This is a genomic window from Flavobacteriaceae bacterium HL-DH10 (genome assembly GCA_031826515.1).
GTDB classification, from domain to species: Bacteria; Bacteroidota; Bacteroidia; order Flavobacteriales; family Flavobacteriaceae; genus Thalassobellus; species Thalassobellus suaedae.
Genome location: CP134536.1, coordinates 828824 through 855790, shown reverse-complemented (window position 1 = coordinate 855790; position 26967 = coordinate 828824). Strand labels below are relative to the sequence as shown.

Below are 26967 nucleotides of genomic sequence, written 5' to 3'. Positions count from 1 at the left end.
ATGTTACAACAAGAATCAAGAATAAAAGTAGCAGACAACACTGGAGCAAAAGAAGTTTTAGTTATCCGTGTTTTAGGAGGAACTAAAAGAAGATATGCTTCTGTAGGTGATAAGATAGTTGTTTCTGTTAAGGATGCAACTCCTAATGGAAACATTAAGAAAAAAGCAGTTTCTACAGCAGTTGTTGTGCGTACTAAGAAAGAAGTAAGAAGACCAGACGGATCTTATATAAGATTTGACGATAATGCTTGTGTTTTATTAAACCCAACGGGTGAGATGAGAGGTACACGTGTATTTGGTCCTGTTGCTAGAGAGCTTCGTGATAAACAATTCATGAAGATTGTATCATTAGCACCAGAGGTGCTTTAATACAGAATATTAAGATGGGAAAGCTTAAAATAAAAACTGGAGATACTGTAAAAGTAATTGCTGGAGATCATAAAGGATCAGAAGGTAAAGTACAAAAAGTATTGATAGAAAAGAACAAGGCGATTGTTGAGGGTGTAAACATGGTTAAGAAACATACTAAACCAAGTGCACAAAATCCTCAAGGAGGAATCGTAGAGAAAGAAGCTGCTATTCATATTTCTAATTTATCATTGTTAACTTCAAAAGGAGAAACAACAAGAATTGGTTATAGAGTAGAAGGCGATAAAAAAGTAAGATTTTCAACAAAATCTAATGAAGTAATATAGTTATGGCATATTCACCTAGACTTAAAGAAGAGTATAAAAGCAAAATAATTGCTGCTCTTACAGACGAATTTGGATATAAGAATGTAATGCAAGTTCCTAAACTTACTAAGATAGTAATATCTAAAGGAGTTGGAGCAGCAGTTGCAGACAAAAAGTTAATCGACTACGCTGTAGAAGAAGTAACTACTATATCTGGACAAAAAGCGATATCTACATTATCTAAAAAGGATGTTGCATCTTTTAAATTACGTAAAGGCATGCCAATTGGTGTGAAAGTTACTTTACGTGGTGAAAAAATGTATGAGTTTTTAGATCGTTTAGTAACTTCTGCACTTCCACGTGTTAGAGATTTTAACGGTATTAAAGCTACAGGATTTGATGGACGTGGTAATTACAATTTAGGAATTACTGAACAAATTATTTTTCCAGAGATAAATATTGATAAAGTCAATAAAATATCAGGTATGGATATTACATTTGTAACGACTGCAGAAACTGATAAAGAAGCAAAATCATTATTAACCGAATTAGGATTACCTTTTCAAAAGAACTAAGATATGGCTAAAGAATCAATGAAAGCCCGTGAGGTAAAAAGAGCTAAAACAGTAGCAAAATATGCTGAAAAACGTAAAGCTTTAAAAGAAGCTGGAGATTATGAAGCATTACAAAAGTTACCAAAAAATGCTTCTCCAATTCGCATGCATAATAGATGTAAATTAACTGGAAGACCTAAAGGATATATGAGAACTTTCGGTATATCTCGTGTAACTTTCAGAGAAATGGCTAACCAAGGTTTAATACCAGGTGTTAGAAAAGCAAGTTGGTAATAAAAAAGATTATAAATTGGTTTTAGGTTCAAGAAAAAGAGTTTTTTGAAAACCACTACCGCAAATTAATAAATATGTATACAGATCCAATCGCGGATTATCTTACGAGAATTAGAAATGCAGTGCGTGCTAACCACAGAGTGGTTGAAATACCTGCATCTAATTTGAAAAAAGACATTACTAAAATATTATTCGAACAAGGATATATTTTAAGTTATAAGTTTGATGATTCATCAGTACAAGGAACAATTAAAATTGCTCTTAAGTACAACAAAGAAACAAAAGAACCAGTAATTAAGAAACTTCAAAGAATTAGTACACCAGGTTTACGTAAGTATGCAGGTGCTAATGACTTACCTAGAATCCTTAATGGTCTTGGTATTGCTATTGTCTCTACTTCACATGGAGTAATGACAGGTAAACAAGCCAAAAGAGATAATGTAGGTGGAGAAGTTTTATGTTACGTTTACTAATTTAAAGCCAGAAAGAAATGTCAAGAATAGGAAATAATCCAGTAGCCATTCCAGAAGGTGTAACAGTTGACGTTAAAGATAGCGTAGTAACTGTAAAAGGAAAATTAGGAGAGTTAACACAAAATTACGATTCTATTGAAATAAAAGTAGAAGACGGTAGCGTATGGGTTACTCGTTCTTCTGATTCTAAAGATCAAAAAGCTAAACATGGTTTATATAGATCATTAATGCATAACATGATTGAAGGTGTATCTAAAGGATGGACTAAAGAATTAGAATTGGTTGGTGTTGGTTATAGAGCATCAAACCAAGGTCAGAAATTAGATTTAGCCTTAGGATTTTCTCATAATATTATTTTGAATGTAGCTCCAGAAGTCACTGTAGAGACTATTTCAGAAAAAGGAAAAAACCCGATTGTTAAACTAACCTCGTTTGATAAACAACTTGTAGGACAAGTAGCTGCGAAAATTCGTGGTTTTAGAAGACCAGAACCTTACAAAGGTAAAGGTGTTAAGTTTGTTGGTGAGGAAATAAGAAGAAAAGCAGGTAAATCAGCTTAAAAAATTAGTTATGGCATTAACAAAGAATCAAAGAAGAATAAGAATTAAGAACAGAATTCGTAAAATTGTTTCTGGAACAGAAACAAAACCAAGATTAGCTGTTTTTAGAAGCAATAAAGAAATTTATGCTCAAATAATTGATGATGTATCTGGTAAAACTATCAGTGCTGCATCTTCAAGAGATAAAGATATTAGTTCTGCTAAAGCAAATAAATCAGAAGTGGCTACTCTAGTAGGTAAAGCTGTTGCTGAAAAAGCTTTAAAGGCAGGTGTAGAAACGATCGCTTTTGATAGAGGCGGATATTTATATCACGGTAGAGTAAAATCATTAGCTGAAGGAGCCAGAGAGGCAGGACTTAAATTCTAAGAAATTATGTTTCAAAAATATAAAAGTGCAGAGTTAGTAAAACCAGGTGGATTAGATCTTAAAGATCGTTTAGTTGGTGTACAAAGAGTTACTAAAGTAACTAAAGGTGGTAGAGCATTTGGTTTTTCAGCAATCGTTGTGGTTGGTGATGAAGCAGGTGTTGTAGGACAAGGTTTAGGAAAATCTAAAGACGTTGCTAGTGCAATTGCAAAAGCTGTTGAAGATGCTAAGAAAAATCTTGTGAGAATTCCTATCATAAAAGGAACTTTACCACACGAACAAAAAGGTAAATACGGTGGTGCAAGAGTAAACATTATTCCTGCAGCTCCTGGTACAGGAGTTATTGCTGGTGGTGCTGTTAGAACAGTACTTGAGGCAGTTGGAATACATGATGTATTATCTAAATCACAAGGGTCTTCAAATCCTCATAATGTTGTAAAAGCTACTTTTGATGCTTTATTACAATTAAGAGATGCGAATGCTATTGCTAGAGATAGAGGTATTTCACTTGAACAAGTTTTTAACGCTTAATAAAGACAGAGATGGCAAAAATTAAAGTAACAAAAGTTAAAAGCGCAATCAATCGTCCGCAAAGACAAAAAAGAACTTTAGAAGCTCTTGGTCTTAAAAAGATTGGTCAAGTAAAAGAGCATGAAGCTACACCAAATATACTTGGTATGGTTGCTAAAGTTTCACATTTAGTTTCTGTTGAAGAAACAAAATAATATAAAACTGAAAATGGATTTAAGTAATTTAAAACCTGCAGAAGGTTCAGTAAAAAATCAAGGAAAAAGAATAGGTAGAGGTCAAGGCTCTGGTAAAGGTGGTACTGCAACTCGTGGTCACAAAGGTGCTAAGTCTCGTTCTGGTTATTCTAAGAAATTAGGATTTGAAGGTGGTCAAATGCCGCTTCAAAGACGTGTTCCTAAATTTGGTTTTACTAATATTAACCGTGTAGAATATCAAGGTATCAATTTAGATACATTACAACAATTGGTTGATGATAAGAAAATAAAGGATACAGTAGATTTCGAATTATTGTTCTCAAACGGTTTAGCTGGAAAAAATGATCTAGTTAAAATTTTAGGTAGAGGAGAATTAAAAGCTAAATTAAAAGTATCTGCTCATAAGTTTACTGCTTCAGCAAAAGCTGCTATTGAAGCTGCAGGAGGAGAAGCTGTAACTTTATAAGACTTATTATAAGTATGAAATTTATAGAATCATTAAAGAATGTTTGGAAAATAGAAGAACTAAGAAACAGAATCATAGTTAGTTTGAGTCTGTTATTAGTTTATCGTTTTGGTGCACAAGTTGTTTTACCAGGTATTGATGCTTCCCAATTAGGAGGTTTAGCCGATAAAGCTGATGGAGGTTTATTGGGTTTACTTAATGCTTTTACAGGTGGAGCATTTGCAAATGCTTCAGTATTTGCTTTGGGTATTATGCCATACATTTCTGCTTCTATTGTCGTTCAGTTAATGGGAATAGCAATTCCTTATTTACAAAAACTGCAAAAAGAAGGTGCTAGTGGTCAGAAAAAAATTAATCAGATTACACGTTGGTTAACTATTTTGATATGTTTATTTCAAGCTCCAGGATACTTAGCTAGTTTACAACCTGCTTTTGGTATACCATCTTCTGCCTTTTTATTAGGTACAGGATTTACCTTTTATTTCTCATCAATAGTTATTTTGGTAACGGGTTGTATATTTGCAATGTGGTTAGGTGAAAAAATTACAGATAAGGGTATTGGTAATGGTATTTCATTATTAATAATGGTTGGTATTATAGCGCGTATGCCTGCATCATTTGTTCAAAATTATGCTTCTAGAATTGAAGGAGGTGGTAATGGTGGATTAATGATGATTTTAATAGAACTTGTAGTTTGGTTTGTTATCATTCTTGCAGCTATATTACTTGTAATGGCTGTTAGAAAAATAGCGGTACAATATGCTAGAAGAACAGCTTCTGGTGGCTATGAAAAAAGTGCTATGGCTGGATCTAGACAATACATCCCATTAAAGCTTAATGCTTCTGGTGTTATGCCTATCATTTTTGCTCAAGCTATTATGTTTGTGCCGAGTTGGATTGGTGGTTCTTCATTCTTAAAGGATTCTGCTTTTGGAGCATGGTTACAAACAAATTATACTGATATTTTTGGGTTGGCTTACAATTTAACTTTCGCGTTGTTAATAATTGTATTTACATATTTTTATACTGCGATAACAGTACCAACAAATAAAATGGCAGACGATTTAAAACGTAGTGGAGGTTTTATTCCTGGTATTCGTCCAGGTTCTGAAACTTCAGAATATCTAGATAAAATAATGTCCCAAATAACCTTACCGGGGTCTATATTTTTAGCACTTATTGCTGTGTTCCCAGCATTTATAGTTAAACTTATGGGCGTACAACAAGGATGGGCATTGTTCTTTGGAGGTACTTCATTAATAATTTTAGTTGGAGTAGCTATAGATACTATGCAACAAGTAAATTCTTATTTGTTGAATAGACACTATGATGGCTTGATGAAAACAGGTAAAAATAGAAAAGCAGTAGCTTAAATATTATACTATGGCAAAACAGGCAGCAATAGAACAAGACGGCACAATTATAGAAGCATTATCAAATGCGATGTTTCGTGTTGAATTAGAAAATGGTCACATTGTGACAGCGCATATCTCTGGTAAAATGCGTATGCATTATATTAAACTTTTACCAGGAGATAAAGTTAAATTAGAAATGAGTCCTTACGATTTAACGAAGGCTCGAATAACTTATAGATACTAATACGATGAAAGTAAGAGCATCAGTAAAAAAAGAAGTGCAGATTGTAAAATCGTGCGTAGAAAAGGTAGACTTTACGTGATAAACAAAAAGAATCCTAGATTTAAACAAAGACAAGGGTAATTATGGCAAGAATTGCAGGTGTAGACATACCAAAAAACAAAAGAGGAGTTATCTCTTTAACTTATATCTATGGAATAGGTAGAAGTAGAGCAAAAGAAATTTTAGCAGAAGCTAAAGTTGATGAAAGTACTAAAGTTCAAGATTGGACCGATGACCAAATTAGTGGTATTCGTGAAGCTGTTGGAACTTTTACTATCGAAGGTGAATTACGTTCTGAAACACAATTGAACATTAAACGTTTAATGGATATTGGATGTTACAGAGGTATTCGTCATAGATCGGGACTTCCTTTAAGAGGTCAACGTACTAAGAACAACTCTAGAACTAGAAAAGGTAGAAGAAAAACTGTTGCTAACAAGAAAAAAGCAACTAAGTAATAATTAGAAATATTTAGTCTTTAGTATTTAGACGTTGGAAAGAATCTGTTTGAAATTATAATGGTTTAGGATTCTAGCGACTATCAACTAATAACTAAGCACTAGAAATTATGGCAAAAACAAGCACAAAAAAACGTAAAGTTATTGTAGATGCTGTTGGAGAGGCTCACGTTACAGCTTCTTTCAATAACATCATTATTTCACTTACCAACAAAAAAGGAGATGTTATTTCATGGTCTTCTGCTGGTAAAATGGGATTTAGAGGTTCTAAGAAAAACACACCTTATGCTGCTCAATTAGCTGCTGAAGATGCTGCAGCTGTAGCACAAGAAGCTGGTTTGAAGAAAGTAAAGGTTTATGTTAAAGGACCAGGAAATGGTAGAGAATCTGCTATTCGTTCTATTCACAATGCAGGAATTGAAGTGACAGAAATTATTGATGTTACTCCATTACCACATAATGGATGTCGTCCTCCAAAAAGAAGAAGAGTTTAATCACGTCTAAACCACGTGTTTTAAATAAATCAAGTAAATAAAATTAATATCATCTATTTAATAGATGGTATTAATTTTTTGCATAAATTTGCAAACTGAAAAAATAATAACAAGTATCAACAAGAGATCAACGATTATCGAAGGATAAGATTAAGACCTTAATTCATAATCACTCTTAAATAACAATTTAAAATGGCAAGATATACTGGTCCTAAAACTAAAATAGCACGTAAATTTGGTGAAGCTATTTTTGGAGAAGATAAATCTTTTGAAAAAAGAAATTACCCTCCAGGTCAACACGGAAACGCAAGACGTCGTGGAAAAAAATCTGAATATGCAATCCAATTAATGGAGAAGCAAAAAGCTAAATATACTTATGGTATTTTAGAAAGACAATTCAGAGGTTTATTTAAAAAAGCTAGAGCTTCTCAAGGTATTACAGGTGAAGTTTTATTACAACTTTGTGAGTCTAGATTAGATAACGTAGTTTTTAGAATGGGAATAGCACCTACTAGAAGCGGAGCAAGACAATTAGTTTCTCACAGACACATTACTGTAAATGGTGAGTTGGTAAATATACCTTCTTATTCTTTAAATGCTGGTGATGTTGTTGCTGTAAGAGAAAAATCAAAATCACTTGAAGCTATTGAAAGATCTCTTTCAAACTCAAGTCAAGTTTACGAATGGATTACTTGGAACACAGATACAAAGCAAGGAACTTTTGTTTCTGTTCCTGCGAGACTTCAAATTCCAGAAAACATTAACGAACAATTCATCGTCGAATTATACTCTAAATAATAAATTATTAATATTGGTATTTGGCCAAAGGGTTTATAAGTATTTCTTCAAACTTTTAAACCGCGCAACCAAATAACAATTAAAACGAAGAAAAATATGGCAGTATTTAATTTTCAAAAGCCCGATAAGGTAATCATGATTGATTCTACCGATTATGAGGGGAAATTTGAATTTAGACCTTTAGAACCAGGTTATGGTTTAACAGTTGGAAATGCTTTAAGAAGAGTTTTATTATCTTCATTAGAAGGATTTGCAATTACATCAGTTAGAATTGAAGGTGTAGACCATGAGTTTTCTGCAATTGCAGGTGTAGTTGAAGATGTTACAGAAATCATCTTAAACTTAAAACAAGCTCGTTTTAAAAGACAAATTGAAGATATTGATAACGAATCAATTTCTATTTCTATTTCAGGTCAAGAACAAATTACAGCTGGAGATTTTCAAAAATTTATTTCAGGATTCCAAGTTTTAAATACAGAATTAGTTATCTGTAACTTAGATCCTAAAGTTAATTTCAACATGGAAATCACAATTGAAAAAGGTAGAGGTTATGTACCTGCAGAAGAAAATAAAAAAGCATCTGCACCAATAGGTACAATCTTTACAGATTCAATTTACACACCTATAAAGAATGTTAAGTATAGTATTGAAAACTATCGTGTTGAACAAAAAACGGATTATGAAAAATTAGTTTTTGAAATCATTACTGATGGATCAATTACGCCACAAGATGCTTTAACAGAAGGTGCTAAAACTTTAATTCATCACTTCATGTTATTCTCTGATGAGCGTATTACATTAGAAGCTGACGAAATAGCACAAACTGAAACTTATGATGAAGAATCTCTTCACATGAGACAGTTGCTTAAAACTAAGTTAATCGATATGGATTTATCTGTTCGTGCACTTAACTGTTTAAAAGCTGCAGAAGTAGATACTTTAGGAGATTTAGTATCATTCAATAAAAATGATTTAATGAAATTCAGAAACTTCGGAAAGAAGTCTTTAACAGAGCTTGAAGAGCTTGTAAATGTTAAAGGTTTAAATTTCGGAATGGATTTAAGCAAATATAAATTAGATAAAGATTAATTAATCATATTTTGCTCCTCGCACAAGTCGAGTTTGGTAGCAAGATGATAAAACAAATGTCATGAGACACGGAAAAAAAATAAATCACTTAGGTAGACAAACAGCTCACAGAAAATCAATGTTAGCTAATATGGCTTGTTCTTTAATAGAACATAAGCGTATTAATACAACGGTTGCTAAAGCAAAAGCTTTAAAACAATTTGTAGAGCCTATGATTACTAAATCTAAAGAAGATACAACACACAATAGACGTATTGTAATGGCTCGTTTAAGACAAAAAGATGCTGTAACAGAATTGTTTAGAGATGTAGCTCCTAAGATTGCTGATAGACCTGGAGGTTATACAAGAATTATTAAACTTGGTAATCGTTTAGGTGATAATGCTGATATGGCTATGATTGAACTTGTAGATTATAATGAAATTTACAATGCAGAAAAGAAAGCTAAGAAAACAACTAGAAGAAGTAGAAGAGGTGGTTCTAAACCAGAAGCTGCTCCAGTTGTAGAAACTAAAGCATCAAACGAAGAAGAATAAATGTTAATAAGCATTTAAAATATTAAGGATAAACTATTTTAGTTTATCCTTTTTTTTATGCAATTTTGTAAAACTTTTTTAGCGAACAAATGAAATATCAAAAAAGACAAAAAGCCATAATTTTATTAGCCGATGGCACTATTTTTTACGGTAAGGCAGTAGGTGGAAAACAAGGAACTTCTTTTGGAGAAGTTTGTTTTAACACTGGAATGACTGGATATCAAGAAATTTTTACTGATCCATCTTACTATGGGCAACTTATGGTAGCAACCAATGCTCATATTGGGAACTACGGTACAAATGAAGATGAAATAGAATCAGATTCTATAAAAATCGCAGGTCTTATTGTTAAAAATTTTAGTTATGAATATTCTAGAGATGCTGCAGATGGTTCTTTAGAAGATTTTTTAAATAAAAATAACCTTTTAGCAATTTCAGATGTAGATACGAGAGCTTTGGTAAGCTATATTAGAGACCATGGCGCTATGAATGCTGTTATTTCAACTGAAGTTGATAATATTGAAGGATTGAAGAAACAGTTGGCAGATGTACCAAATATGGAAGGCTTAGAGTTAGCGTCCAAAGTGTCTACAAAAGAACCTTATTATTATGGTGATGAAAATGCAACCTATAAGGTAGCGGCTTTAGATATTGGTATTAAAAAGAATATTCTTAGAAATATTGCAAGTAGAGATGCTTATATTAAAGTGTTTCCTTATAATTCAAAATTTGAAGAATTAGAAGCTTTTAAACCAGATGGTTACTTCTTGTCAAATGGTCCTGGAGATCCAGAGTCTTTAATAGAAGCTCAAGAAGTTGCTAAAGAGATTATAAAAAGAGATTTGCCTTTGTTCGGTATCTGCCTTGGACACCAGGTTATTGCTCGTGCAAATGGTATTTCTACATATAAGATGCATAATGGGCATAGAGGTATTAATCATCCTGTGAAAAATATGATTACAGGAAAAGGTGAAATTACTTCTCAAAACCATGGTTTTGCAGTGAATAGAGAAGAGGCTGAGGCACATCAAGATTTGGAAGTAACTCACGTACATTTAAATGATCAAACTGTTGCTGGTTTAGCCATGAAAAATAAAAATTGTTTTTCAGTTCAGTACCATCCTGAAGCAAGTCCTGGACCGCATGATTCATCATACCTTTTCGATCAGTTTATTGAAAATATAAAAAATAAATAATAATTATAAATCCTCAAAAAACAACGCTTTTTTTGAGGATTTTCTTTACTAAAACGTTGTAGACGTGTTTTTCAATATTTATTTAAAAACATCTAAAAATAAATAAGAAATAGCCGTAAATTTGAAGTAATAACAAGATTAAAAATAAACCAAATTATGAGTGTAATAATTAATATTCACGCTAGACAAATATTTGATTCTAGAGGAAATCCTACTGTTGAAGTAGATGTTGTAACAGAAAATGATGTATTAGGAAGAGCTGCTGTGCCATCAGGAGCATCAACAGGAGAGCATGAAGCTGTCGAATTAAGAGACGGTGGAAGCGACTACATGGGTAAGGGTGTTTTAAAAGCAGTTGATAATGTAAATTCAATTATTGCTCAAGAATTATTGGGTGTTTCTGTTTTTGAACAAAACTTAATTGATCAAATTATGATCGATTTAGACGGAACTCCAAACAAATCAAAATTAGGAGCTAATGCCATTTTAGGTGTTTCTTTAGCAGTAGCTAAAGCAGCAGCAGGAGAGTTAGGTTTACCTTTATATCGTTACGTAGGTGGTGTGTCTGCAAATACACTTCCATTACCAATGATGAATATTATTAATGGTGGTTCTCATAGTGATGCTCCAATAGCATTTCAAGAGTTCATGATTATGCCTGTTAAAGCTAAAAATTTTACAGATGCTATGAAAATGGGATCTGAGATTTTTCATAATCTAAAGAAGGTGCTTCATGATAGAGATTTAAGTACTGCAGTAGGAGATGAAGGTGGTTTTGCGCCAAACTTAGCTGGAGGTACTGAAGATGCATTAGAAACCATAGCAAAAGCAGTTGAAAATGCTGGATATAAATTTGGTGAAGAAGTTAAGATAGCACTTGATTGCGCATCAGCTGAATTTTATGAAAATGGTAAATATGATTACAAAAAGTTTGAAGGAGATACAGGTGTTGTAAGAACTTCAAAAGAACAAGCAGATTATTTAGCTGAGCTAGTTGCTAAGTATCCTATTATTTCTATTGAAGATGGTATGGATGAGAACGACTGGGAAGGTTGGAAATATTTAACAGAATTAGTTGGAGATAAAGTACAATTAGTTGGTGATGATTTATTTGTAACTAACGTTGAGCGTTTGTCTAGAGGAATTGAAGAAGGTATTGCTAATTCAATTTTAATTAAAGTAAATCAAATTGGTTCTTTAACTGAAACGATTGCAGCTGTTAATATGGCTAAAAATGCTGGTTATACTTCTGTAATGTCTCACCGTTCTGGTGAAACAGAAGATAATACTATTGCCGATTTAGCTGTAGCACTTAATTGTGGACAAATAAAAACAGGTTCTGCATCACGTAGTGACCGTATGGCTAAATATAATCAACTACTTCGTATTGAAGAAGAGTTAGGAGAAATTGCTTACTTCCCACAAGAAAAAGCATTTAAAATAAAATAAGAAAATTATTTTTTTAAGAAAGCGGTTATTTTTTTTAATAATCGCTTTTTTTTTTGAACAATATTACTGATTTGTTAATTATTAAAACCTTTACTAATCTTTTTCTTAAATCGGCACTAATTTTGTAAATTAGCTTCCCGCTAAACATAACAAATTAATTAAAAATATGGCAAATACTGCTTCTATAGAAATCGATGGTAAGAAACATGAATTTCCTTTACTTAAAGGAACAGAGAATGAAGTTGCAATAGATTTTAAAACATTTAGAACTGACACAGGTGGCGTTATTACTTTAGATCCTGGTTTTAAAAACACGGGTTCTTGCGAAAGTGCAATTACTTTCTTAGATGGAGAAAAAGGAATTTTAAGATATAGAGGGTATTCTATTGAAGAGTTAGCAGAAAAAGCTGATTTTTTAGAAGTTGCTTATCTTTTAATTTTTGGAGAACTTCCTACAAAAGAACAAAATGACAAGTTTCATGATGATATTAAAGCTGAATCTATTGTTGATGAAGATGTAAAAAAGATATTAGATGCTTTTCCTAAGTCAGCACATCCAATGGGTGTTATTTCCTCTTTAACAAGTGCATTGACGGCTTTTAATCCATCTTCAGTAAATGTAGAATCTGAAGAAGATATGTATAAATCAGTAGTCCGTTTATTAGGAAAATTTCCTGTATTAGTAGCTTGGACTTTTCGTAAGAAAGAAGGTTTACCTCTTGACTACGGTGACAATTCTTTAGGTTATGTAGAAAACATTTTGAAAATGATGTTTAGAAAACCTAATGGAGATTATAATCAAAATAAAATTTTAGTAGATGCTTTAGATAAGCTTTTAATTCTTCATGCCGATCATGAACAAAATTGTTCAACTTCAACGGTTAGAATAGTTGGTTCATCACATGCTGGATTATTTGCATCTATTTCTGCAGGTATTTCTGCGCTTTGGGGACCACTTCATGGAGGAGCAAACCAAGCGGTTTTAGAAATGTTAGAAGCTATAAAAGTAGATGGTGGAGATACTAAAAAGTATATGGCTAAAGCTAAAGATAAGCAAGATCCTTTCCGCTTAATGGGCTTTGGACACCGTGTTTATAAAAATTTCGACCCTAGAGCAAAAATCATTAAGGTAGCTGCCGATGAGGTTTTAGGCGATTTAGGTATAAAAGATCCTATTTTAGATATTGCTAAAGGTCTAGAAAAAGAAGCTTTAGAAGATCAATACTTTGTTGATAGAAAATTGTATCCTAATGTAGATTTTTATTCAGGTATAATTTATAGAGGTATGGGAATACCAACCGATATGTTTACCGTTATGTTTGCTTTAGGACGTTTACCAGGGTGGATTGCTCAATGGCGTGAGATGCGTTTACGTAAAGAACCTATTGGAAGACCTAGACAATTATATATTGGAGCAACAGAAAGATCGTTTGTGCCCATTGAAAAAAGATAAATAATATTTTATAATGTATTATTTAAGAGCTTCATAGTTTTCTATGAAGCTCTTTTTTTTGTTTATAAGGCGTTGTAATTAATGACTTTAATTTAATATTTTGTTTATTTTTAGTTTTAAAATGATAAATTCTTAGTTAAACTGAAATATTATTATTAATTTTTCAAAAAGTGAAATATATTTTTTACGTTTGTAAATGCTTAAATTAAATGTAAATAATGAAACATCACGGTTGCGTACCGTTGTTTTAGGAACTGCGAAAAGTAATGGTCCTACGCCAAAAGTAGAAGATTGCTATGACCCTAAGAGTATTGAACATGTGTTGACGGCAACCTATCCTAAAGAAGAAGATATGATTCTTGAATTAGATGCTGTAGCATCTGTTTTTGAAAAATATGATGTTACTATTTTAAGACCAAAAGTTATAGAAAACTGTAACCAAATATTTTCACGTGATATTGCTTTTGTAATCGAAAATAAGATGCTACGGGCAAATATATTACCTAATAGAGAAGAGGAAGTCGAAGCTATTGGGTATATATGGAATCAAGTAGAAGAAGAAAACCGTATTATTTTACCAGAAGAATGTCATGTTGAAGGCGGTGATGTCATGCCTTGGAACGATTATATTTTTATTGGAACATATTCTGGCATTGATTATCCAGATTTAATTACTGCTCGCACCAATATGGATGCAGTTATTGCTATTCAAGAATTGTTTCCTCATAAAATTGTCAAATCTTTTGAGCTTAGAAAGTCAAATACCAATGCTAAAGAAAATGCTTTGCATTTAGATTGCTGTTTTCAACCTATTGGAAAAGACAAAGCTATTATACATAAAAACGGGTTTTTAGTTGAAAAGGAATATCAATGGTTAGTTGACTTTTTTGGAAAAGAAAATATATTTGAAATTGATAAAGACGAAATGTACCAAATGAATAGTAATATTTTTTCCATTTCTGAAGATGTTATTATATCTGAAAAAAACTTTACACGCTTAAATACATGGTTACGTAAACAAGGTTTTAAGGTTGAAGAAGTTCCTTATGCCGAAATTTCAAAACAAGGAGGTTTGTTAAGATGTTCTACTATGCCATTAATTAGGGATTAATTTAAATATATGCAACAAACTACAAATACTATTTTAATGATTCGTCCTATCAATTTTAGGATGAACGAACAAACAGCCGTAAATAACTATTACCAAAAGGAATTGGCGGGCTTGTTACCAGCTGCTATTAATGCAAAAGCACAACAAGAGTTTGATGATTATGTCATAAAGTTAAGAGAAATAGGGGTTAATGTAGTGGTTGTAAATGATACGGATGAGTTTGATACTCCTGATTCTATTTTTCCTAATAACTGGGTGTCTTTTCATGAAAATGGAACCGTTGGCTTATATCCCATGTTTGCTGAAAATAGACGTTTTGAGCGTCGAGAAGATGTCCTTTTAAAATTAGAAGACGCTGGATTTTTAATACATGATGTTATTGATTATACAAGTGCTGAAGAAGAAAATGTTTTTTTAGAAGGCACAGGAAGCCTTTTGTTAGATCGGGTAAATCGTAAAGCATATTGTGCATTGTCACCTCGTGCAGATGAAGATTTATTCATTGAGTTTTGTGAAGACTTTGAATATTTTCCAGTTGTTTTTTCAGCAAACCAAACTGTAGAGGGTGAGCGTAAAGCAATCTATCATACCAATGTTATGATGTGTTTAGGTGAAACGTTTGCAGTTATTTGCTTAAGTAGTATTGATGATAAGAAAGAACGTAAAAATGTCATTACCCATTTAAAAGAAGACGGAAAAGAAATTATAGACATCACAGAATCTCAGGTTAATAATTTTGCTGGTAATATGCTACAAGTAAAAGGTGCTAATGATACTTTGTATTTAATAATGAGTGAATCGGCTTATAATTCATTAACAGCATCTCAGATACAAAAATTAGAAAAGCATACGGCTATTCTTTCTAGTTCCTTGAAGACTATTGAAGCTTGTGGGGGCGGTAGTGCGCGATGTATGATGGCAGAAGTGTTTTTACCTAAAGCCTAATGGTCTCCATTAGGTCTGGATTTTGGAAGTTGTACATAAAAGGTACTTCCTACACCTTGAGTACTTTCTACCCAGATTTTACCATTATTAAGCTCTATTAATTCTTTACAAATAGATAGTCCTAAACCAGTTCCTTTTTCGTTGTTGGTACCCATGGTAGTAAAAGAATTATTCTTAAATAGTTTTTCAATATTTTCTTTTGAAATACCAACACCCGTATCTGCAATACTTACAATACAACTACCATTACTAATGTGGTTTGCAATGGTAATGGAGTCTCCATTTTTACAAAATTTTAGAGCATTGGCAAGTAAGTTTTGAACAACAATTTCAAACATACTTCTATCGGCATAAGCAAAATCTCGTAACGAGTGATCTATTAATTCTATGCCTTTGCTTTCCATGCGTTGTTCAACAAGTTTCACTTTATCTTCAAAAACTTCTTGAATATCAAATAAAGTTGGTTTAGGCTCTAATGATTGCATTTGAGATTTAGACCAGTTTAATAAATTAAATAGCAATAATGAAGCATTGTTGGCATTCTCGCTTAATTCGGGAATTAAGTTGTCAAACTCTTCTCTAGTTAAAGATCCTTCTCTAAGTAAATCTATAAAGCCATTAATAGATGAAAGCGAGTCTTTTAAATCGTGAGATACTATAGAAAATAATTTATCTTTTACATTATTAACATTTTCCAGATGTTTGGTTTGTTCTGAAAAGGCTTCATTTTGTAATTCGATTTTAATGTTTTTTTCTTCTAATTCTTGAGTGTATTTTATATTATTATTTCTTTTTAAAAAAATAAGAACTAAAAAAACAGATACAATAGCTAATGCAGCTATTAATCCGTAAAAAATGAGCTTGTATTTATTAAAGAATTTTAATCCTTCAGCGTTAGTTGCTTTTTCTTCAGGTTGGATGAATGCTTCTTTATTATCAAAATTAGTTTCTAATTCTAGAGCATTAGAAACTTTTGTTTTTGTGTCTAAAGAAACCGTCTTTCTATTAAGGCTATTTTTTAAATCATAGTATTTGCGCTGCCAAATAAAAGCTCTGTCAAAATTACGTTTGGTAGAATCTAAAGCTTTCATTAATTTATAATGCTTTAATAACTCCGTTTTGTTATCAATTTTTTCAGCAATAGCTCCAGCTTGCAATAATTGCCTTTCAGCTAAAATTAATCGACTTTGTTTTAAGTTTAAATCACCTAGATTATTTAACGCAATTAGTAAATTAGGTTCGTTTTTAAAACGTGTATTTAAGTTGTAGCCTTCAATTAAATATTTAGAAGCTTTTTCATAATCGTTAAATTTTAAATATTCACCTCCAAGTTTTGGGAATATTTGAGCACGGATAGAATCACTAGCACCAGTATTACCCTCAATAACTTTTTCGTAAAATTCAATAGCTTTTCTGTATTCTTTTTTAATGGAGTATAATTCGGCAAGTTGATTGTTAGTTTGACTAATTCCTACAGCGTCATTAAGTTGTTCTTGAACCTCTAAGGCTTTTAAATTATAATCTATTGCTTGATCGTAGTCATGAATTTCATAAAAGGCTTTGGCTAGGTGGCTATAAGCTAAAGAAAGTTCTCTTTTAAGGCGTCTGCTTTCTAATTCTTTAATGGCAGATAGTAAGTGTTTTAATCCGTTAGCATAGTTACCACGCTTAATTTCTATTAACCCGATACTATTGTTTACATAAGCAACACCTAGAGTGTCACTTAATTGAATGAATAATTCTTTTGCTTTATTATAACCGCTGGTAGCATTTATATAATCATCTTTTGCAGCGTAAATTAAGGCTTTATAATACGTTATTTCGGCAATACCTTTATTGTAGTTTATACTTGAAGAGAGTTTTTCACTTTGAACAATATATTTTAAGGCTCTGTCGTATTCTTTAATTTCATAAAGTGATTTAATTAATAGTAAAGACGTTTCAACTTTTGTAGAATCTTGATTTTGAAACGCTAATTGTATGGAAATGCTGTCTATTTCCTTAGTTTGAGAAAAACCAAAGAATATAGATAAACATAATATAATTAAAGTAATTGTTTTCCTCATACAATCATTAGTATTACAGTGCTTTAAAATAAAATCATTTAGTGTCTTTATTTGAGGGAAATAAAGAAAGTCCTAATTTTATCCTGTAATCTATTATTAGTGTTTTTAATAAAACAAAAAAAATATTAATAGCTTTACTCAACAAAAGTTGTAAAAACGCTTATCAAAATCTAATTTATGGGTTTTACTACCAAAAAATTAGATGAATGGATAGGTCTATTTTTGAGAAAAAATCGACGAATAGATGAACGGCAAAAATCATAGGAAAACGACACTTTAGCCGATGAAATGCACATTGTTTTTTTCTTTTTTTTTGCATTTTATTTATTAATGATTTGGTTGTGATTTTAATGTAGGTTCAACTACAGATTGTATTGGCTTATAAAAGCTAATTTTTGCAACAAGGCATAAATAAAAGTTTTATCTTTGCTCACCTAAAAAAGTAACGATTAATGAGTCTTCAAGAAACCTTATCAAACCAAGTAAAACAAGCTGTTTTAACAAGTTTTAATGTAACATTAGAATCGGTAGAATTTCAAGCTACCCGAAAAGAATTTCCTGGCGATATTACTGTTGTTATTTTTCCTATGTTGCGTTTTGTGAAAGGAAATCCAGTACAAATAGGAGAAACTATTGGTAATTATTTGGTAGAGTTTGTAGAAGATGTAAAAGCGTTTAATGTTGTAAAAGGCTTTTTGAATATTGAAATAAGCGACTCATATTATATTAACTTTTTTAATGGCATAAAAGAAAATGAAACATATGGTTTTGTTTCGCCAAATGCCGAAGAAAAAGCTATTATGGTAGAGTATTCTTCACCTAATACTAATAAACCACTTCATCTAGGCCATGTTAGAAATAACCTTTTAGGGTATAGTGTTGCCGAAATTTTAAAGGCGTCTGGTAAAAAAGTATATAAAACTCAAATTATAAATGACCGTGGTATACATATATGTAAAAGTATGTTGGCTTGGGAGAAGTTTGGTAACGGAGAAACTCCTGAAAGTACGGGTTTAAAAGGCGATAAATTAGTTGGGAATTACTATGTAAAGTTCGATCAAGAATATAAAAAGGAAATTCAAGATTTAATTGCCCAAGGACAAACAGAAGAAGAAGCCAAAAAGAATGCACCATTATTATTAGAAGCTCAAGATATGCTTTTAAAATGGGAAGCAGGTGATGAAGAAGTTGTGGCGCTTTGGAAAAAAATGAACGGTTGGGTGTATGAAGGCTTTGCAGAAAGTTATAAAAACCTAGGAGTAGATTTTGATACCTTATATTATGAAAGTAATACCTATTTATTAGGAAAAGAGTTTGTTGCTGAAGGATTAAAAAAAGGTGTTTTTATTAAAGAAGCAGATGGTTCGGTTTGGTGTGATTTAACCGAAGACGGACTCGATAAAAAAATAGTACTTCGTGCCGATGGAACTGCGGTTTATATGACGCAAGATATTGGTACTGCTATACAACGTATTAAAGATTTTCCAGATGTTGGTGGTATGGTTTATACTGTTGGTAACGAGCAAGACTACCATTTTCAAGTGTTGTTTTTAATTCTGAAAAAGTTAGGGTTTGAATGGGCAGAAAACTTATATCATTTAAGTTATGGTATGGTAGATTTACCTAGCGGAAAAATGAAGAGTAGAGAAGGTACTGTTGTTGATGCTGATGATTTAGTTGATGAGATGTCGCGTACTGCTGGTGAGATTTCAGAAGAATTAGGAAAGCTTGATGGATACACAGAAGAAGAAAAACAAGACTTATATAAAACGATTGGTTTAGGAGCTTTAAAATATTACATTTTAAAAGTAGATCCTAAAAAACGTATTTTGTTTGATCCGAAAGAATCTATAGATTTTCAAGGAAATACAGGGTCTTTTATTCAATATACGTATGCCAGAATTCAATCTATTTTACGAAAAGCCAATGTAAAAGAGGCTGTTGCGCAAACAGTTGAAGATTTGCCATTACATCTTAAAGAGAAAGAACTTATTAAGCAATTACAATTGTTTCCAGAGGTGATACAAAATGCTGCTGAAAACCATAGTCCAGCTTTAGTGGCTAATTATACTTATGATTTAGTAAAAGAATTTAATTCTTTTTACCAAAACGTGTCTATTTTAGGTGCCGATACCGACAATGAAAAGTTGCTTAGAATACAGCTTTCTAATACGGTAGCCAATACCATAAAAAATGCGTTTAGCGTTTTAGGTATTCAAGTTCCTGAAAGGATGTAATTTTTGAGGTTTGTTTAGCGGTTTTGGATATGAAAAGTTGCGAGTTTTAAAAAGCAATTTTCCGATGTTTAAATTTAATATTAATTTGTTTTAGAAACATTCTATTTTACTGAATTAAGCAATTTTTATCTGCATTGTTAGGTGTAGGCTTTTATATTCTATTATCTGAATTCTTGAATTGTATCTTCATCTGTGAGTTGATGAAGTTCAAAATTATATTTATATTTAGTTTTAATCACTGATAGTAATTGAAATATTTCCACCTTTCTCTTAATGTCTAGATTATTGCCTAAAATTATATTCTCTATTTCAATTGTTGGATATAGTTCGAAATATTGGTTACTAATTTCTTTGTTGTTAATTTCTCTTTCTAAAACTGATTTTCTTTCAGTTAGGAATGTTTTAAAGAAGTATCTTACTTCATTATTTGCGGTAATATCTTCATAAATTGATTCGTGGTTGTGTTTATCATATTTTCGTTTCTTTTCGTTAAAAAAGAACCGAACTTCGTTTTCGGATAAATATTTATCTTGTTTATGAAACGCTAAAAATTCCATTATCCTTTCTGGGAATTCATCATAATAAAAACCATCATTTTCGACTCTAAATTTTTCAGCAAGCTCTTTTATATAGGTTATGTTTTTCAAACCCTCTTCTCCATATTGTACTTTACCTAAAAGAAATTTGAATATTTTATCATAATTTAATTTGAATTGAATAATAACTCCTTTTCCTTTATTGCCATATTTTTCCCACATAAAAGAATTTTTAAGAGTGTTTTCTGTTTTTAGGCAAGCAGATAAGGCAAAACAATTTTCTTTTTGGTCATTGATATTTTCTTCATTTGGTTTAAATGAGTCAATATCACTAAATATTTTAGAGGCGTAATGTAGTTCTTCAATGTCTTCAAAGTGTCTGAATTCAGATAATCTAAAAAAACCATTATTTAAAATACTTGTTAAAGCTTGTAATGAAGTAAAATGAATAAAAGATTCATCTATACTAACCTTGTAATTTGTATTGTCAAATAATCCTTTGTAATTAAACTTTCCTACTATTCTGCCTAAATGATAAGCTTGTAAATAGGTCGATTTTGGAAAAACTTTTTTAAAAACCTCTTTGTCAAATTTCTCCATTAATGGAAAAGCCGTATCAAAATTTAATATTTTTTCTCCCATTTTATTCTTTTATGATTTTTTAATACACTTATAGATAACTACTTGATATGAAATCGTTTTAATGTTTTTACATCTAATGTTAAACGAAGTTGGCGAATTTTTCTGATAAAATCAAATTAAAACCTTACTCTAAAACTTACATTAGGAGTAATACCTAACGACTGGTTTTCAACTTTGTTAACCGTATTCTCATCATCTAAAGTGTAGTAGGTGTTTATGATGTTTTTTTTGTTTAAAATATTCCAAACAGATGCGCCAATAGTAGCACGAGCTGTATCTGAAATGTAAAACCCATAAGTAGCAGAGCAATCTGCTCTTAAATAATCGTTTAAATTAGAATGATTTGGTTTTTGATAGATTATCTCACCTTCATTTACTGGATTATTAGCATCTGGTAATGTTGTAGGTTTTCCAGAATGCCAATTTAAACCTAAAGCTACTTTTAAATCTTTATAAGTGTAAGTGCCAGCAAAAGTTATAGCGTGCCTTATATCGGCATTGTTTGGGAATCGTTGTCCTTCATTTAAATCGTTAAACGTATAATTATTGCTACTGTAAGAGTAGGATATCCAAGTGCTAATAATAGTATTAAATTGTTTGTTTAGCAAAACATCAATGCCTTTAATGTTATAACGTCCAATACTGTTTACAAATTGATATTGGTTTTGAAATCCTTGACTCCTAGCTGTAATGCCGTCTACTTTTTTTATGTAGCCTTCGGCACTTATTAATAGCCTATTTTTGTTATAATGAATGCCTGCTGATGCTTGTTTACTTTTTAAAACGGGTACAGGATAAATGGTTTTAGTGTTGTTAACTACCACTTCTTTATTGTTATTAGCTAATACCCAGCGTCTGTTTTCTATCCCTAAAAAATCGTTTTGTAAATCAATAATTTGTGAGGTAGTCTGACTTTTAAATTCGCCTAAAATCTCAAGTCTAAAATAATTTAAAAACCGCTGGCTAAAGCTTAACCTTGGTTCTGCTAAAATTACATCAAGTTTTTTAAAATAGTTTAAGCGCCCACCCAATACTAATTTTGTTTTAGCATGGTTTGATAATAAGCTAGTTTCGGCATATATAGCATGGCTTCTTATAACTTCTTTTATATAGCTTCTAAAATTTGGGTTACTAACATCTTCTAGATTGCTAATACCAACTTCGCTAAATTGATAACCGCCATTAATTTTAAATTGGTTATTTGGGATGTAATTTATATCCATTTTAGCAGAACCATCATAGACTTCATTTTCTTGAATAAGACGTTGCTTGTTCAAAATATCAAAATTGGTAGCATCTAAATCGTAGTTAGATATATAAATTTGTGAGGTTGTAGATAAGGTATTATTCCAATCTCTTGTGTAAGTAATACCAATGGCAGAATTGCGTTGCGATAATTTGCTATTTAAAGCTTCATTTCGGTCATTAATAGTCGATTGTTCATCATAATTTAAATCGTTATAAATGTTTAAAAAGTGCAGTCTGACTTTATCTTTTTTAGTAATATCATATAAAAATTTGGCAGTAACATCGTAAAAATAAAACGATTCATTTTGAGAAATAAAATTGTCATTGTTTTTAGCTGTATTAAAATCGGAATCTTGAAAAATACGTTTCGAGTACTGCTCAAAGGTAGAGGTGTTTATGAGGTCGGTTATAGAGCGACGCGTCGATAATTGCAATTCGGTTTTTTTAGATAACGGAATTTTAGCATAGCCATCGGCATTAATTAAATTAAAGCCTAAACCTGCATTAAATTCGTTATCAATATTATCAGATAATCGCATGTCTATAATACTAGAAACACCATCGCCATATTTAGAGCGCGTTCCGTTTTTATAAACATTTACATGTTTAGTAGTATAGGGATTGAAAGCAGAAATAAGACCAAAAAAATGTCCAGATTGATACATTTTAATCCCATCCCATAATAGTAAATTTTGATCGTGTGTGCCACCACGAACATTAATATTCGATACGGTTTCATCGGCACTTAAAACACCAGGAAGTGCTTGAATGGTCTGTAATACGTCGGGTTCTATTAATCCTGGAAGAATACCAAAGGTTTCAGGATTTATGGTAATCGACCCGTCGTTAAGTTTTGTTATACCTGTAGTTAAATAATTATTCACTACAATTTCTTCTAATCTCTGAGTTTTAAATAATCTATTAGTGTTTTGTTGCGTTTTAATTACAACAAATCTGTTATTTATAAGTTCGAAATCTAAATTGGTGTCAAGTTTTAAAAATTCTAAAGCTTCTTGTAGGGTTAAATCCTTTTTTAAAGGTGTTGCTTTTTTGTCTTTAATAGTTTCATCGGCATACGAGAAACTAACATTATATGTTTTTTGAAGTGTTTTTAATAAGGTAATAAGCGGTTGCTTTTCTTCTTGAACGGATTGTGCTTTTAGGTAAGCATTATTCAAAAAAAATATTAAAATAATAATAGAAAAACGGATGTTTTTACTCACCTTTTAATATGATAGTATTATTGGTTTTACTATAAGTTAAATGTAAGGGTAAGGAAATAGATTTCAAAGCAACGTCTATATTATTGTGCATAAAACTCCCTGTAAATAATTGGTTAGAATCAATATTTACTAGAGTAATATCTACGTCATATTGTCTTTCAAATTCGGCAATAATCGTTTTGTATGGCAAACTTTTAAAGGTGCTTTCGTTATTTAACCACGAAGGTGTCGAGCGGTTTTCTTTTTCTTTAGCAATTATTTCCCCATCTATAATTAAAAAACTGTCTCCAGGTTTTAATTTCGTTTCATGAGTGTTGTGGGTAACCCCGACTAAACCTTCGTAGCAAATAACTTCAAAATAATTATCTCGTTGTTTTATATTAAATTGAGTGCCATAAACCGTTACGGTTCCTAGTTTTGTTATAACTTTAAATGTAGAGCCTTTTGTAACTTTAAAAAAAGCTTCACCTTGAAGTTCTACTTCGCGTTCATTTTTCCAATCTTTTTTATTAAAAGCTAATAACGATTTAGCGTTGAGGGAAACACTAGATGCGTCTGGTAGATCAATAGTTGTTTTTTGAGCTACCATAGTTGATATTGTAGTATCTATAGTTGTTATATAATAGTATAAACTAAAACAAATGGCAAGTATAGCAGCAATACGCATAAAAGGCTTAAACCAATGAGTTGGTTGTTGCTTTTTACTTTTTATAGTAGATAATACGGTTTCTAATTCTTTAGAGGTATCGTAATTATCTGCTTTAAAAGTTTGCAAGCTGGTGTCTAACTTTACTAAATCGTCATAGTCTTCAAGGTTTTTAAACGCTTCAAGTTCTAGATTATTTAAATTGTTATCTAACCATTTCGATATGAGTTTTTCTCTGTTCATCATTTGCTTATTCAATTATATAACAGTTATGTTTTATTTTTCCCTACCCTTACTTAAAAAAAACAAAAAATAAATTCCAAATTCCAAAATGCTACGCAGAGATTCATGGAGTTTTTACAGAGATTCACAGAGAAAAACTTTGAGTCTTAGTGACTTTGTGCGAAAAACAAAAGTTTAATTTTAATAACTTATAGGTCTTCAGTCTTCTGTCATTTTTTTTCTTCTTTCACAACTCTTTAATGTCTTTTCTCAATTTTTCCAAAGCCCCATAAATACGTTTTTCAACCGCTTTGGTCGAAATGTCTAAAATCTCAGCAATTTCTTTAAAACGTTTTCCTTCAATACGATTCATCATAAAAGCGACACGTTGCGCTTCGGTTAAATTCGCGAGTGCTTTTTGTAATTTATCATGATACTCACTTTCCTGCATTAAAAACTCAGGACTTTCGTTAGTATGCATTTTAGGTTTGGTTTGTTGATGCTTTAAAACTACTTTTTGGTGAGCAACTTCATTTAACATTAAATTATTTGCGGTAGTAAATAGAAAACTCTTTGCTTTATCTGGTGAAATCTTAGCACAGTTTTGCCATAATTTAACAAAAGCTTCTTGTACTTTATCTTTCGGATTTAATAAATCACCAAATTTATAGTATAAAAAGTTGTATAAATTTTTTGAGTGTTTATTAAATATAGAAGAAAACATGCGTTCCTCACAAATATTTTCATGTAGTTGTTTTCCCATTGTTGTTGGTAGTTGGTTGCACTCAAAAAAAACTCCTCATTGCATAGCATTGAGGTTTCTATTGGAATTGTCATTCTCGCGAAAGCGGGAGTCTAAGTAAAGAAATATAGATTTTACTTAATAATCCAAAAGCTATATTTTTTTACTAAAATAAAAAAAAAGGAGATAAAGGGTAGGAATTTTTAAAGTTATCCTGTTTTATATTCAAAAAGCTATGTTTAACCCAAATTCATTTATTATGAATACCAAATTGAGAACATTATTACTATTACCTTTTTTTGCCCTTTTAATGTTTACTTCTTGTCAAGATGAAGTAACAGAAATCACTCCACCAGCAGAGACAGAAGCACTTACTGCAACTTCAGAACTTACAACGTTAATGACTTCTACTGCTAAGTTAGATGGTTCTAAAGATAATATTATAGATAATGCGAGTTGCTTATCTATAGAGTTACCTGTTATTGTTATTGTAAATGGTCTTGAAATCACTATTGATTCTGAAGAAGATTATAAAGTTATCAAGGCCATTTTTGATGAGTTTGATAATGACGATGATAATTTAGACATTGTGTTTCCTATTACAATTGTTTCATCAAATTATGAGGAAATTGTTATAGAAAATCGTCTAGCTCTACAAGAACTAATTCAAGATTGTGCTGGTGAAAATGAAGAAGATGATGATATTGAATGTATCGATTTTCAATATCCATTAGCATTTTCAGTATATGATACAGCTTTTCAAGTTATTGATGTGAAAACTATTGAAAATGATAGAGCATTACATCGTTTTTTAGAGCGCGTTAGAAATTCTGAATTTTTAGCAAGTATTAACTTTCCTGTAACGATGCTTTTAGCCGATGGATCTGAAATTGTTGTAATTAATAACGAAGAATTGCAAACAACTATTAGAGAGGCAAAAGATGCCTGTGATGAAGATGATGATAATGATTATCATGATAACGATTTTGATAAAGAGCGTTTGGATGGATTATTAATGACTTGCTTTTGGGTGGTTCATGAATTTGAAAGAAATGATGATGATTTATTAGAGCATTATAATGAATATGCTATTCAATTTAAAGCTGAAAATATTGTAAAAATGCGTGCTAGAGGTGGCGACATGTTAACTGGTACATGGACAACTCGTGTAACAGATAATGGTGCTTTAATAAACTTAAAGTTTGATAATTTAGCAGACTTTACTTTAGAATGGTTTGTTTATGATTTAGGACCAGGTAGAATAAAATTATACCAAGCAGGTGGTAATAGAATTATTTTAAATAAAAATTGTGATGTTGTTATTGATGTTACTAAAGAACGCATAGAAAACTATTTACAAGAATGTTTTTGGAGAGTATCTCGCTTAAATATAAATGGATCCGATAATGAAAATGAGTATATAGGTACACCACTTAAATTCTTTCCAAATAACGTTGTTAAACTTAGAGTTAATGGTGAACTAGTAGAAGGAACTTATGAAATTGGCATTAGAAATGCTGGTTTTATTTTACAAGTTAATTTAGAAGGACGTCCAAACTTAAATCTTGAGTGGTTAATAACATTCTTAGAGTCAGGTTTAATTAAGTTGGAAAATGCGAATAATAAAATGGTTTTAAGAAGACATTGTCCAGATGCCGATGACGATTTAAAATTTATTGACAATGTGTTAATTAATGGAGAATGGGAAGTAGCTGCTTATCATAATAATGGTGTTAATAATCCGGAAAAATTCTATATGTATACTTTAGACTTTATGGAAACAGGTCGAGTTAAAGTTATAGATCCTAATAATGGTATTTTTAGTGGTTCTTGGTTAGCATATAGAAATGAAGGTTTACATCTTGGATTATTTTTTGGGAGTAATGCACCATTTAATGACTTAAACCATAGATGGAGGATAAAAGAAATTGCACAAGATAGAATTGAATTGAAAGACTATAATTCTACTGGTGAAATAGAAAGAATATTAGTGCTTGAAAAGAAAATATAATATGTTTTGGTAAAAAGGAAACCTTATCTTTTGGGTTGGTTAGGTTAATTTATAAGTTAAGTTTCCTTTATGAAGGTTGTCAAATTTATTTGACAACCTTTTTTTTATTAAAAAT

At 31.3% G+C, this 26967-nt stretch carries 30 protein-coding genes; 25 read left to right on the top strand and 5 right to left on the bottom strand.

Annotated elements, in window-relative coordinates:
• From rplN to RHP49_03695, 23 genes are all read left to right on the top strand, one after another.
• On the top strand, positions 1 to 369 hold the full coding sequence (gene rplN / locus RHP49_03805; protein WNH13386.1) for a 50S ribosomal protein L14: 369 nt from the start codon (positions 1 to 3) through the stop codon (positions 367 to 369).
• Positions 370 to 383: 14 nt separating this feature from the next.
• Entirely contained in the window at positions 384 to 695 is a 312-nt protein-coding gene (gene rplX / locus RHP49_03800) for a 50S ribosomal protein L24 (protein ID WNH13385.1), read from the top strand.
• Between the two features lie 2 nt (positions 696 to 697).
• On the top strand, positions 698 to 1249 hold the full coding sequence (rplE, locus tag RHP49_03795; GenBank protein ID WNH13384.1) for a 50S ribosomal protein L5: 552 nt from the start codon (positions 698 to 700) through the stop codon (positions 1247 to 1249).
• Between the two features lie 3 nt (positions 1250 to 1252).
• Positions 1253 to 1522, top strand: coding sequence for a 30S ribosomal protein S14 (rpsN, locus tag RHP49_03790; protein ID WNH13383.1), 270 nt, complete (start codon positions 1253 to 1255; stop codon positions 1520 to 1522).
• A gap of 74 nt (positions 1523 to 1596) precedes the next feature.
• Positions 1597 to 1995, top strand: coding sequence for a 30S ribosomal protein S8 (gene rpsH, locus RHP49_03785; GenBank protein ID WNH13382.1), 399 nt, complete (start codon positions 1597 to 1599; stop codon positions 1993 to 1995).
• A 17-nt stretch (positions 1996 to 2012) separates the two neighbouring features.
• The gene (gene rplF, locus RHP49_03780; protein ID WNH13381.1) at positions 2013 to 2555 is read left to right on the top strand and encodes a 50S ribosomal protein L6; all 543 of its coding nucleotides are present in this window, start codon (positions 2013 to 2015) and stop codon (positions 2553 to 2555) included.
• 10 nt (positions 2556 to 2565) lie between these two features.
• Positions 2566 to 2922, top strand: a complete 357-nt coding sequence (gene rplR, locus RHP49_03775) for a 50S ribosomal protein L18 (GenBank protein ID WNH13380.1) — start codon at positions 2566 to 2568, stop codon at positions 2920 to 2922.
• A gap of 6 nt (positions 2923 to 2928) precedes the next feature.
• A complete protein-coding gene (rpsE, locus tag RHP49_03770) occupies positions 2929 to 3453 on the top strand; it encodes a 30S ribosomal protein S5 (GenBank protein WNH13379.1) in 525 nt (174 codons plus the stop codon).
• Positions 3454 to 3464: 11 nt separating this feature from the next.
• A complete protein-coding gene (gene rpmD, locus RHP49_03765) occupies positions 3465 to 3647 on the top strand; it encodes a 50S ribosomal protein L30 (GenBank protein WNH13378.1) in 183 nt (60 codons plus the stop codon).
• A gap of 13 nt (positions 3648 to 3660) precedes the next feature.
• Positions 3661 to 4113: a 50S ribosomal protein L15 gene (gene rplO, locus RHP49_03760; protein WNH13377.1), complete on the top strand. Its 453-nt coding sequence runs from the start codon at positions 3661 to 3663 to the stop codon at positions 4111 to 4113.
• Between the two features lie 14 nt (positions 4114 to 4127).
• On the top strand, positions 4128 to 5486 hold the full coding sequence (gene secY / locus RHP49_03755; protein WNH13376.1) for a preprotein translocase subunit SecY: 1359 nt from the start codon (positions 4128 to 4130) through the stop codon (positions 5484 to 5486).
• A gap of 10 nt (positions 5487 to 5496) precedes the next feature.
• Complete coding sequence (infA, locus tag RHP49_03750) at positions 5497 to 5712, top strand: translation initiation factor IF-1 (GenBank protein WNH13375.1); 216 nt, start codon at positions 5497 to 5499, stop codon at positions 5710 to 5712.
• Positions 5713 to 5730: 18 nt separating this feature from the next.
• Complete coding sequence (gene rpmJ, locus RHP49_03745; GenBank protein WNH14372.1) at positions 5731 to 5832, top strand: 50S ribosomal protein L36; 102 nt, start codon at positions 5731 to 5733, stop codon at positions 5830 to 5832.
• Positions 5833 to 5834: 2 nt separating this feature from the next.
• Positions 5835 to 6209, top strand: coding sequence for a 30S ribosomal protein S13 (gene rpsM / locus RHP49_03740; protein WNH13374.1), 375 nt, complete (start codon positions 5835 to 5837; stop codon positions 6207 to 6209).
• Positions 6210 to 6319: 110 nt separating this feature from the next.
• A complete protein-coding gene (gene rpsK / locus RHP49_03735) occupies positions 6320 to 6703 on the top strand; it encodes a 30S ribosomal protein S11 (protein WNH13373.1) in 384 nt (127 codons plus the stop codon).
• A 192-nt stretch (positions 6704 to 6895) separates the two neighbouring features.
• Positions 6896 to 7501: a 30S ribosomal protein S4 gene (rpsD, locus tag RHP49_03730; protein WNH13372.1), complete on the top strand. Its 606-nt coding sequence runs from the start codon at positions 6896 to 6898 to the stop codon at positions 7499 to 7501.
• A gap of 96 nt (positions 7502 to 7597) precedes the next feature.
• Entirely contained in the window at positions 7598 to 8590 is a 993-nt protein-coding gene (locus tag RHP49_03725; protein ID WNH13371.1) for a DNA-directed RNA polymerase subunit alpha, read from the top strand.
• Positions 8591 to 8651: 61 nt separating this feature from the next.
• Positions 8652 to 9125 carry a 50S ribosomal protein L17 gene (gene rplQ, locus RHP49_03720; GenBank protein ID WNH13370.1) on the top strand — a complete coding sequence of 158 codons (474 nt, stop codon included), beginning with the start codon at positions 8652 to 8654 and terminating at the stop codon, positions 9123 to 9125.
• A gap of 89 nt (positions 9126 to 9214) precedes the next feature.
• Positions 9215 to 10321 (top strand): glutamine-hydrolyzing carbamoyl-phosphate synthase small subunit, encoded by a 1107-nt coding sequence (gene carA / locus RHP49_03715; GenBank protein WNH13369.1) that lies wholly within the window; start codon positions 9215 to 9217, stop codon positions 10319 to 10321.
• Between the two features lie 156 nt (positions 10322 to 10477).
• The gene (eno, locus tag RHP49_03710; GenBank protein WNH13368.1) at positions 10478 to 11770 is read left to right on the top strand and encodes a phosphopyruvate hydratase; all 1293 of its coding nucleotides are present in this window, start codon (positions 10478 to 10480) and stop codon (positions 11768 to 11770) included.
• Between the two features lie 166 nt (positions 11771 to 11936).
• On the top strand, positions 11937 to 13223 hold the full coding sequence (locus RHP49_03705; GenBank protein ID WNH13367.1) for a citrate synthase: 1287 nt from the start codon (positions 11937 to 11939) through the stop codon (positions 13221 to 13223).
• Positions 13224 to 13419: 196 nt separating this feature from the next.
• Complete coding sequence (locus RHP49_03700) at positions 13420 to 14334, top strand: arginine deiminase family protein (GenBank protein ID WNH13366.1); 915 nt, start codon at positions 13420 to 13422, stop codon at positions 14332 to 14334.
• Positions 14335 to 14343: 9 nt separating this feature from the next.
• On the top strand, positions 14344 to 15279 hold the full coding sequence (locus tag RHP49_03695; protein ID WNH13365.1) for an arginine deiminase-related protein: 936 nt from the start codon (positions 14344 to 14346) through the stop codon (positions 15277 to 15279).
• On the opposite strand, the gene RHP49_03690 is transcribed toward RHP49_03695, so the two are convergent.
• Positions 15276 to 17345, bottom strand: coding sequence for a tetratricopeptide repeat-containing sensor histidine kinase (locus tag RHP49_03690; GenBank protein ID WNH13364.1), 2070 nt, complete (start codon positions 17343 to 17345; stop codon positions 15276 to 15278). The genes RHP49_03695 and RHP49_03690 overlap by 4 nt on opposite strands.
• A 452-nt stretch (positions 17346 to 17797) precedes the next feature.
• Here RHP49_03690 and argS point away from each other — a divergent pair, with 452 nt between their 5' ends.
• A complete protein-coding gene (gene argS / locus RHP49_03685; protein WNH13363.1) occupies positions 17798 to 19582 on the top strand; it encodes an arginine--tRNA ligase in 1785 nt (594 codons plus the stop codon).
• A 161-nt stretch (positions 19583 to 19743) separates the two neighbouring features.
• Here the strand turns inward: argS and RHP49_03680 are convergent, their stop codons facing one another.
• From RHP49_03680 to RHP49_03665, 4 genes are all read right to left on the bottom strand, one after another.
• Positions 19744 to 20760, bottom strand: a complete 1017-nt coding sequence (locus tag RHP49_03680; GenBank protein WNH13362.1) for a DUF2971 domain-containing protein — start codon at positions 20758 to 20760, stop codon at positions 19744 to 19746.
• Positions 20761 to 20876: 116 nt separating this feature from the next.
• Positions 20877 to 23231 (bottom strand): TonB-dependent receptor plug domain-containing protein, encoded by a 2355-nt coding sequence (locus RHP49_03675; protein WNH13361.1) that lies wholly within the window; start codon positions 23229 to 23231, stop codon positions 20877 to 20879.
• Positions 23224 to 24123 carry a FecR family protein gene (locus tag RHP49_03670; GenBank protein ID WNH13360.1) on the bottom strand — a complete coding sequence of 300 codons (900 nt, stop codon included), beginning with the start codon at positions 24121 to 24123 and terminating at the stop codon, positions 23224 to 23226. The genes RHP49_03675 and RHP49_03670 overlap by 8 nt, the downstream gene beginning before the upstream one ends.
• Before the next feature lie 223 nt (positions 24124 to 24346).
• Positions 24347 to 24862 carry an RNA polymerase sigma factor gene (locus RHP49_03665; protein ID WNH13359.1) on the bottom strand — a complete coding sequence of 172 codons (516 nt, stop codon included), beginning with the start codon at positions 24860 to 24862 and terminating at the stop codon, positions 24347 to 24349.
• 238 nt (positions 24863 to 25100) lie between these two features.
• On the opposite strand from RHP49_03665, the gene RHP49_03660 reads away from it, so the two are divergent.
• Positions 25101 to 26852, top strand: coding sequence for a hypothetical protein (locus tag RHP49_03660; protein WNH13358.1), 1752 nt, complete (start codon positions 25101 to 25103; stop codon positions 26850 to 26852).
• Positions 26853 to 26967: the final 115 nt, after the last annotated feature.

Coding starts and splice junctions, on each gene's coding strand:
- rplR (WNH13380.1), top strand. CDS start 2,566: ATGGCATTAACAAAGAATCAAAGAAGAATAAGAATTAAGAACAGAATT.
- RHP49_03680 (WNH13362.1), bottom strand. CDS start 20,760: ATGGGAGAAAAAATATTAAATTTTGATACGGCTTTTCCATTAATGGAG.
- rplQ (WNH13370.1), top strand. CDS start 8,652: ATGAGACACGGAAAAAAAATAAATCACTTAGGTAGACAAACAGCTCAC.
- carA (WNH13369.1), top strand. CDS start 9,215: ATGAAATATCAAAAAAGACAAAAAGCCATAATTTTATTAGCCGATGGC.
- RHP49_03705 (WNH13367.1), top strand. CDS start 11,937: ATGGCAAATACTGCTTCTATAGAAATCGATGGTAAGAAACATGAATTT.
- rplX (WNH13385.1), top strand. CDS start 384: ATGGGAAAGCTTAAAATAAAAACTGGAGATACTGTAAAAGTAATTGCT.
- RHP49_03725 (WNH13371.1), top strand. CDS start 7,598: ATGGCAGTATTTAATTTTCAAAAGCCCGATAAGGTAATCATGATTGAT.
- rplN (WNH13386.1), top strand. CDS start 1: ATGTTACAACAAGAATCAAGAATAAAAGTAGCAGACAACACTGGAGCA.
- rpsH (WNH13382.1), top strand. CDS start 1,597: ATGTATACAGATCCAATCGCGGATTATCTTACGAGAATTAGAAATGCA.
- rpsM (WNH13374.1), top strand. CDS start 5,835: ATGGCAAGAATTGCAGGTGTAGACATACCAAAAAACAAAAGAGGAGTT.
- infA (WNH13375.1), top strand. CDS start 5,497: ATGGCAAAACAGGCAGCAATAGAACAAGACGGCACAATTATAGAAGCA.
- rpsD (WNH13372.1), top strand. CDS start 6,896: ATGGCAAGATATACTGGTCCTAAAACTAAAATAGCACGTAAATTTGGT.
- RHP49_03695 (WNH13365.1), top strand. CDS start 14,344: ATGCAACAAACTACAAATACTATTTTAATGATTCGTCCTATCAATTTT.
- RHP49_03700 (WNH13366.1), top strand. CDS start 13,420: ATGCTTAAATTAAATGTAAATAATGAAACATCACGGTTGCGTACCGTT.
- argS (WNH13363.1), top strand. CDS start 17,798: ATGAGTCTTCAAGAAACCTTATCAAACCAAGTAAAACAAGCTGTTTTA.
- eno (WNH13368.1), top strand. CDS start 10,478: ATGAGTGTAATAATTAATATTCACGCTAGACAAATATTTGATTCTAGA.
- rplF (WNH13381.1), top strand. CDS start 2,013: ATGTCAAGAATAGGAAATAATCCAGTAGCCATTCCAGAAGGTGTAACA.
- rpsK (WNH13373.1), top strand. CDS start 6,320: ATGGCAAAAACAAGCACAAAAAAACGTAAAGTTATTGTAGATGCTGTT.
- secY (WNH13376.1), top strand. CDS start 4,128: ATGAAATTTATAGAATCATTAAAGAATGTTTGGAAAATAGAAGAACTA.
- rplO (WNH13377.1), top strand. CDS start 3,661: ATGGATTTAAGTAATTTAAAACCTGCAGAAGGTTCAGTAAAAAATCAA.
- RHP49_03660 (WNH13358.1), top strand. CDS start 25,101: ATGAATACCAAATTGAGAACATTATTACTATTACCTTTTTTTGCCCTT.
- rpmD (WNH13378.1), top strand. CDS start 3,465: ATGGCAAAAATTAAAGTAACAAAAGTTAAAAGCGCAATCAATCGTCCG.
- rplE (WNH13384.1), top strand. CDS start 698: ATGGCATATTCACCTAGACTTAAAGAAGAGTATAAAAGCAAAATAATT.
- RHP49_03670 (WNH13360.1), bottom strand. CDS start 24,123: ATGATGAACAGAGAAAAACTCATATCGAAATGGTTAGATAACAATTTA.
- RHP49_03690 (WNH13364.1), bottom strand. CDS start 17,345: ATGAGGAAAACAATTACTTTAATTATATTATGTTTATCTATATTCTTT.
- RHP49_03665 (WNH13359.1), bottom strand. CDS start 24,862: ATGGGAAAACAACTACATGAAAATATTTGTGAGGAACGCATGTTTTCT.
- rpsE (WNH13379.1), top strand. CDS start 2,929: ATGTTTCAAAAATATAAAAGTGCAGAGTTAGTAAAACCAGGTGGATTA.
- rpsN (WNH13383.1), top strand. CDS start 1,253: ATGGCTAAAGAATCAATGAAAGCCCGTGAGGTAAAAAGAGCTAAAACA.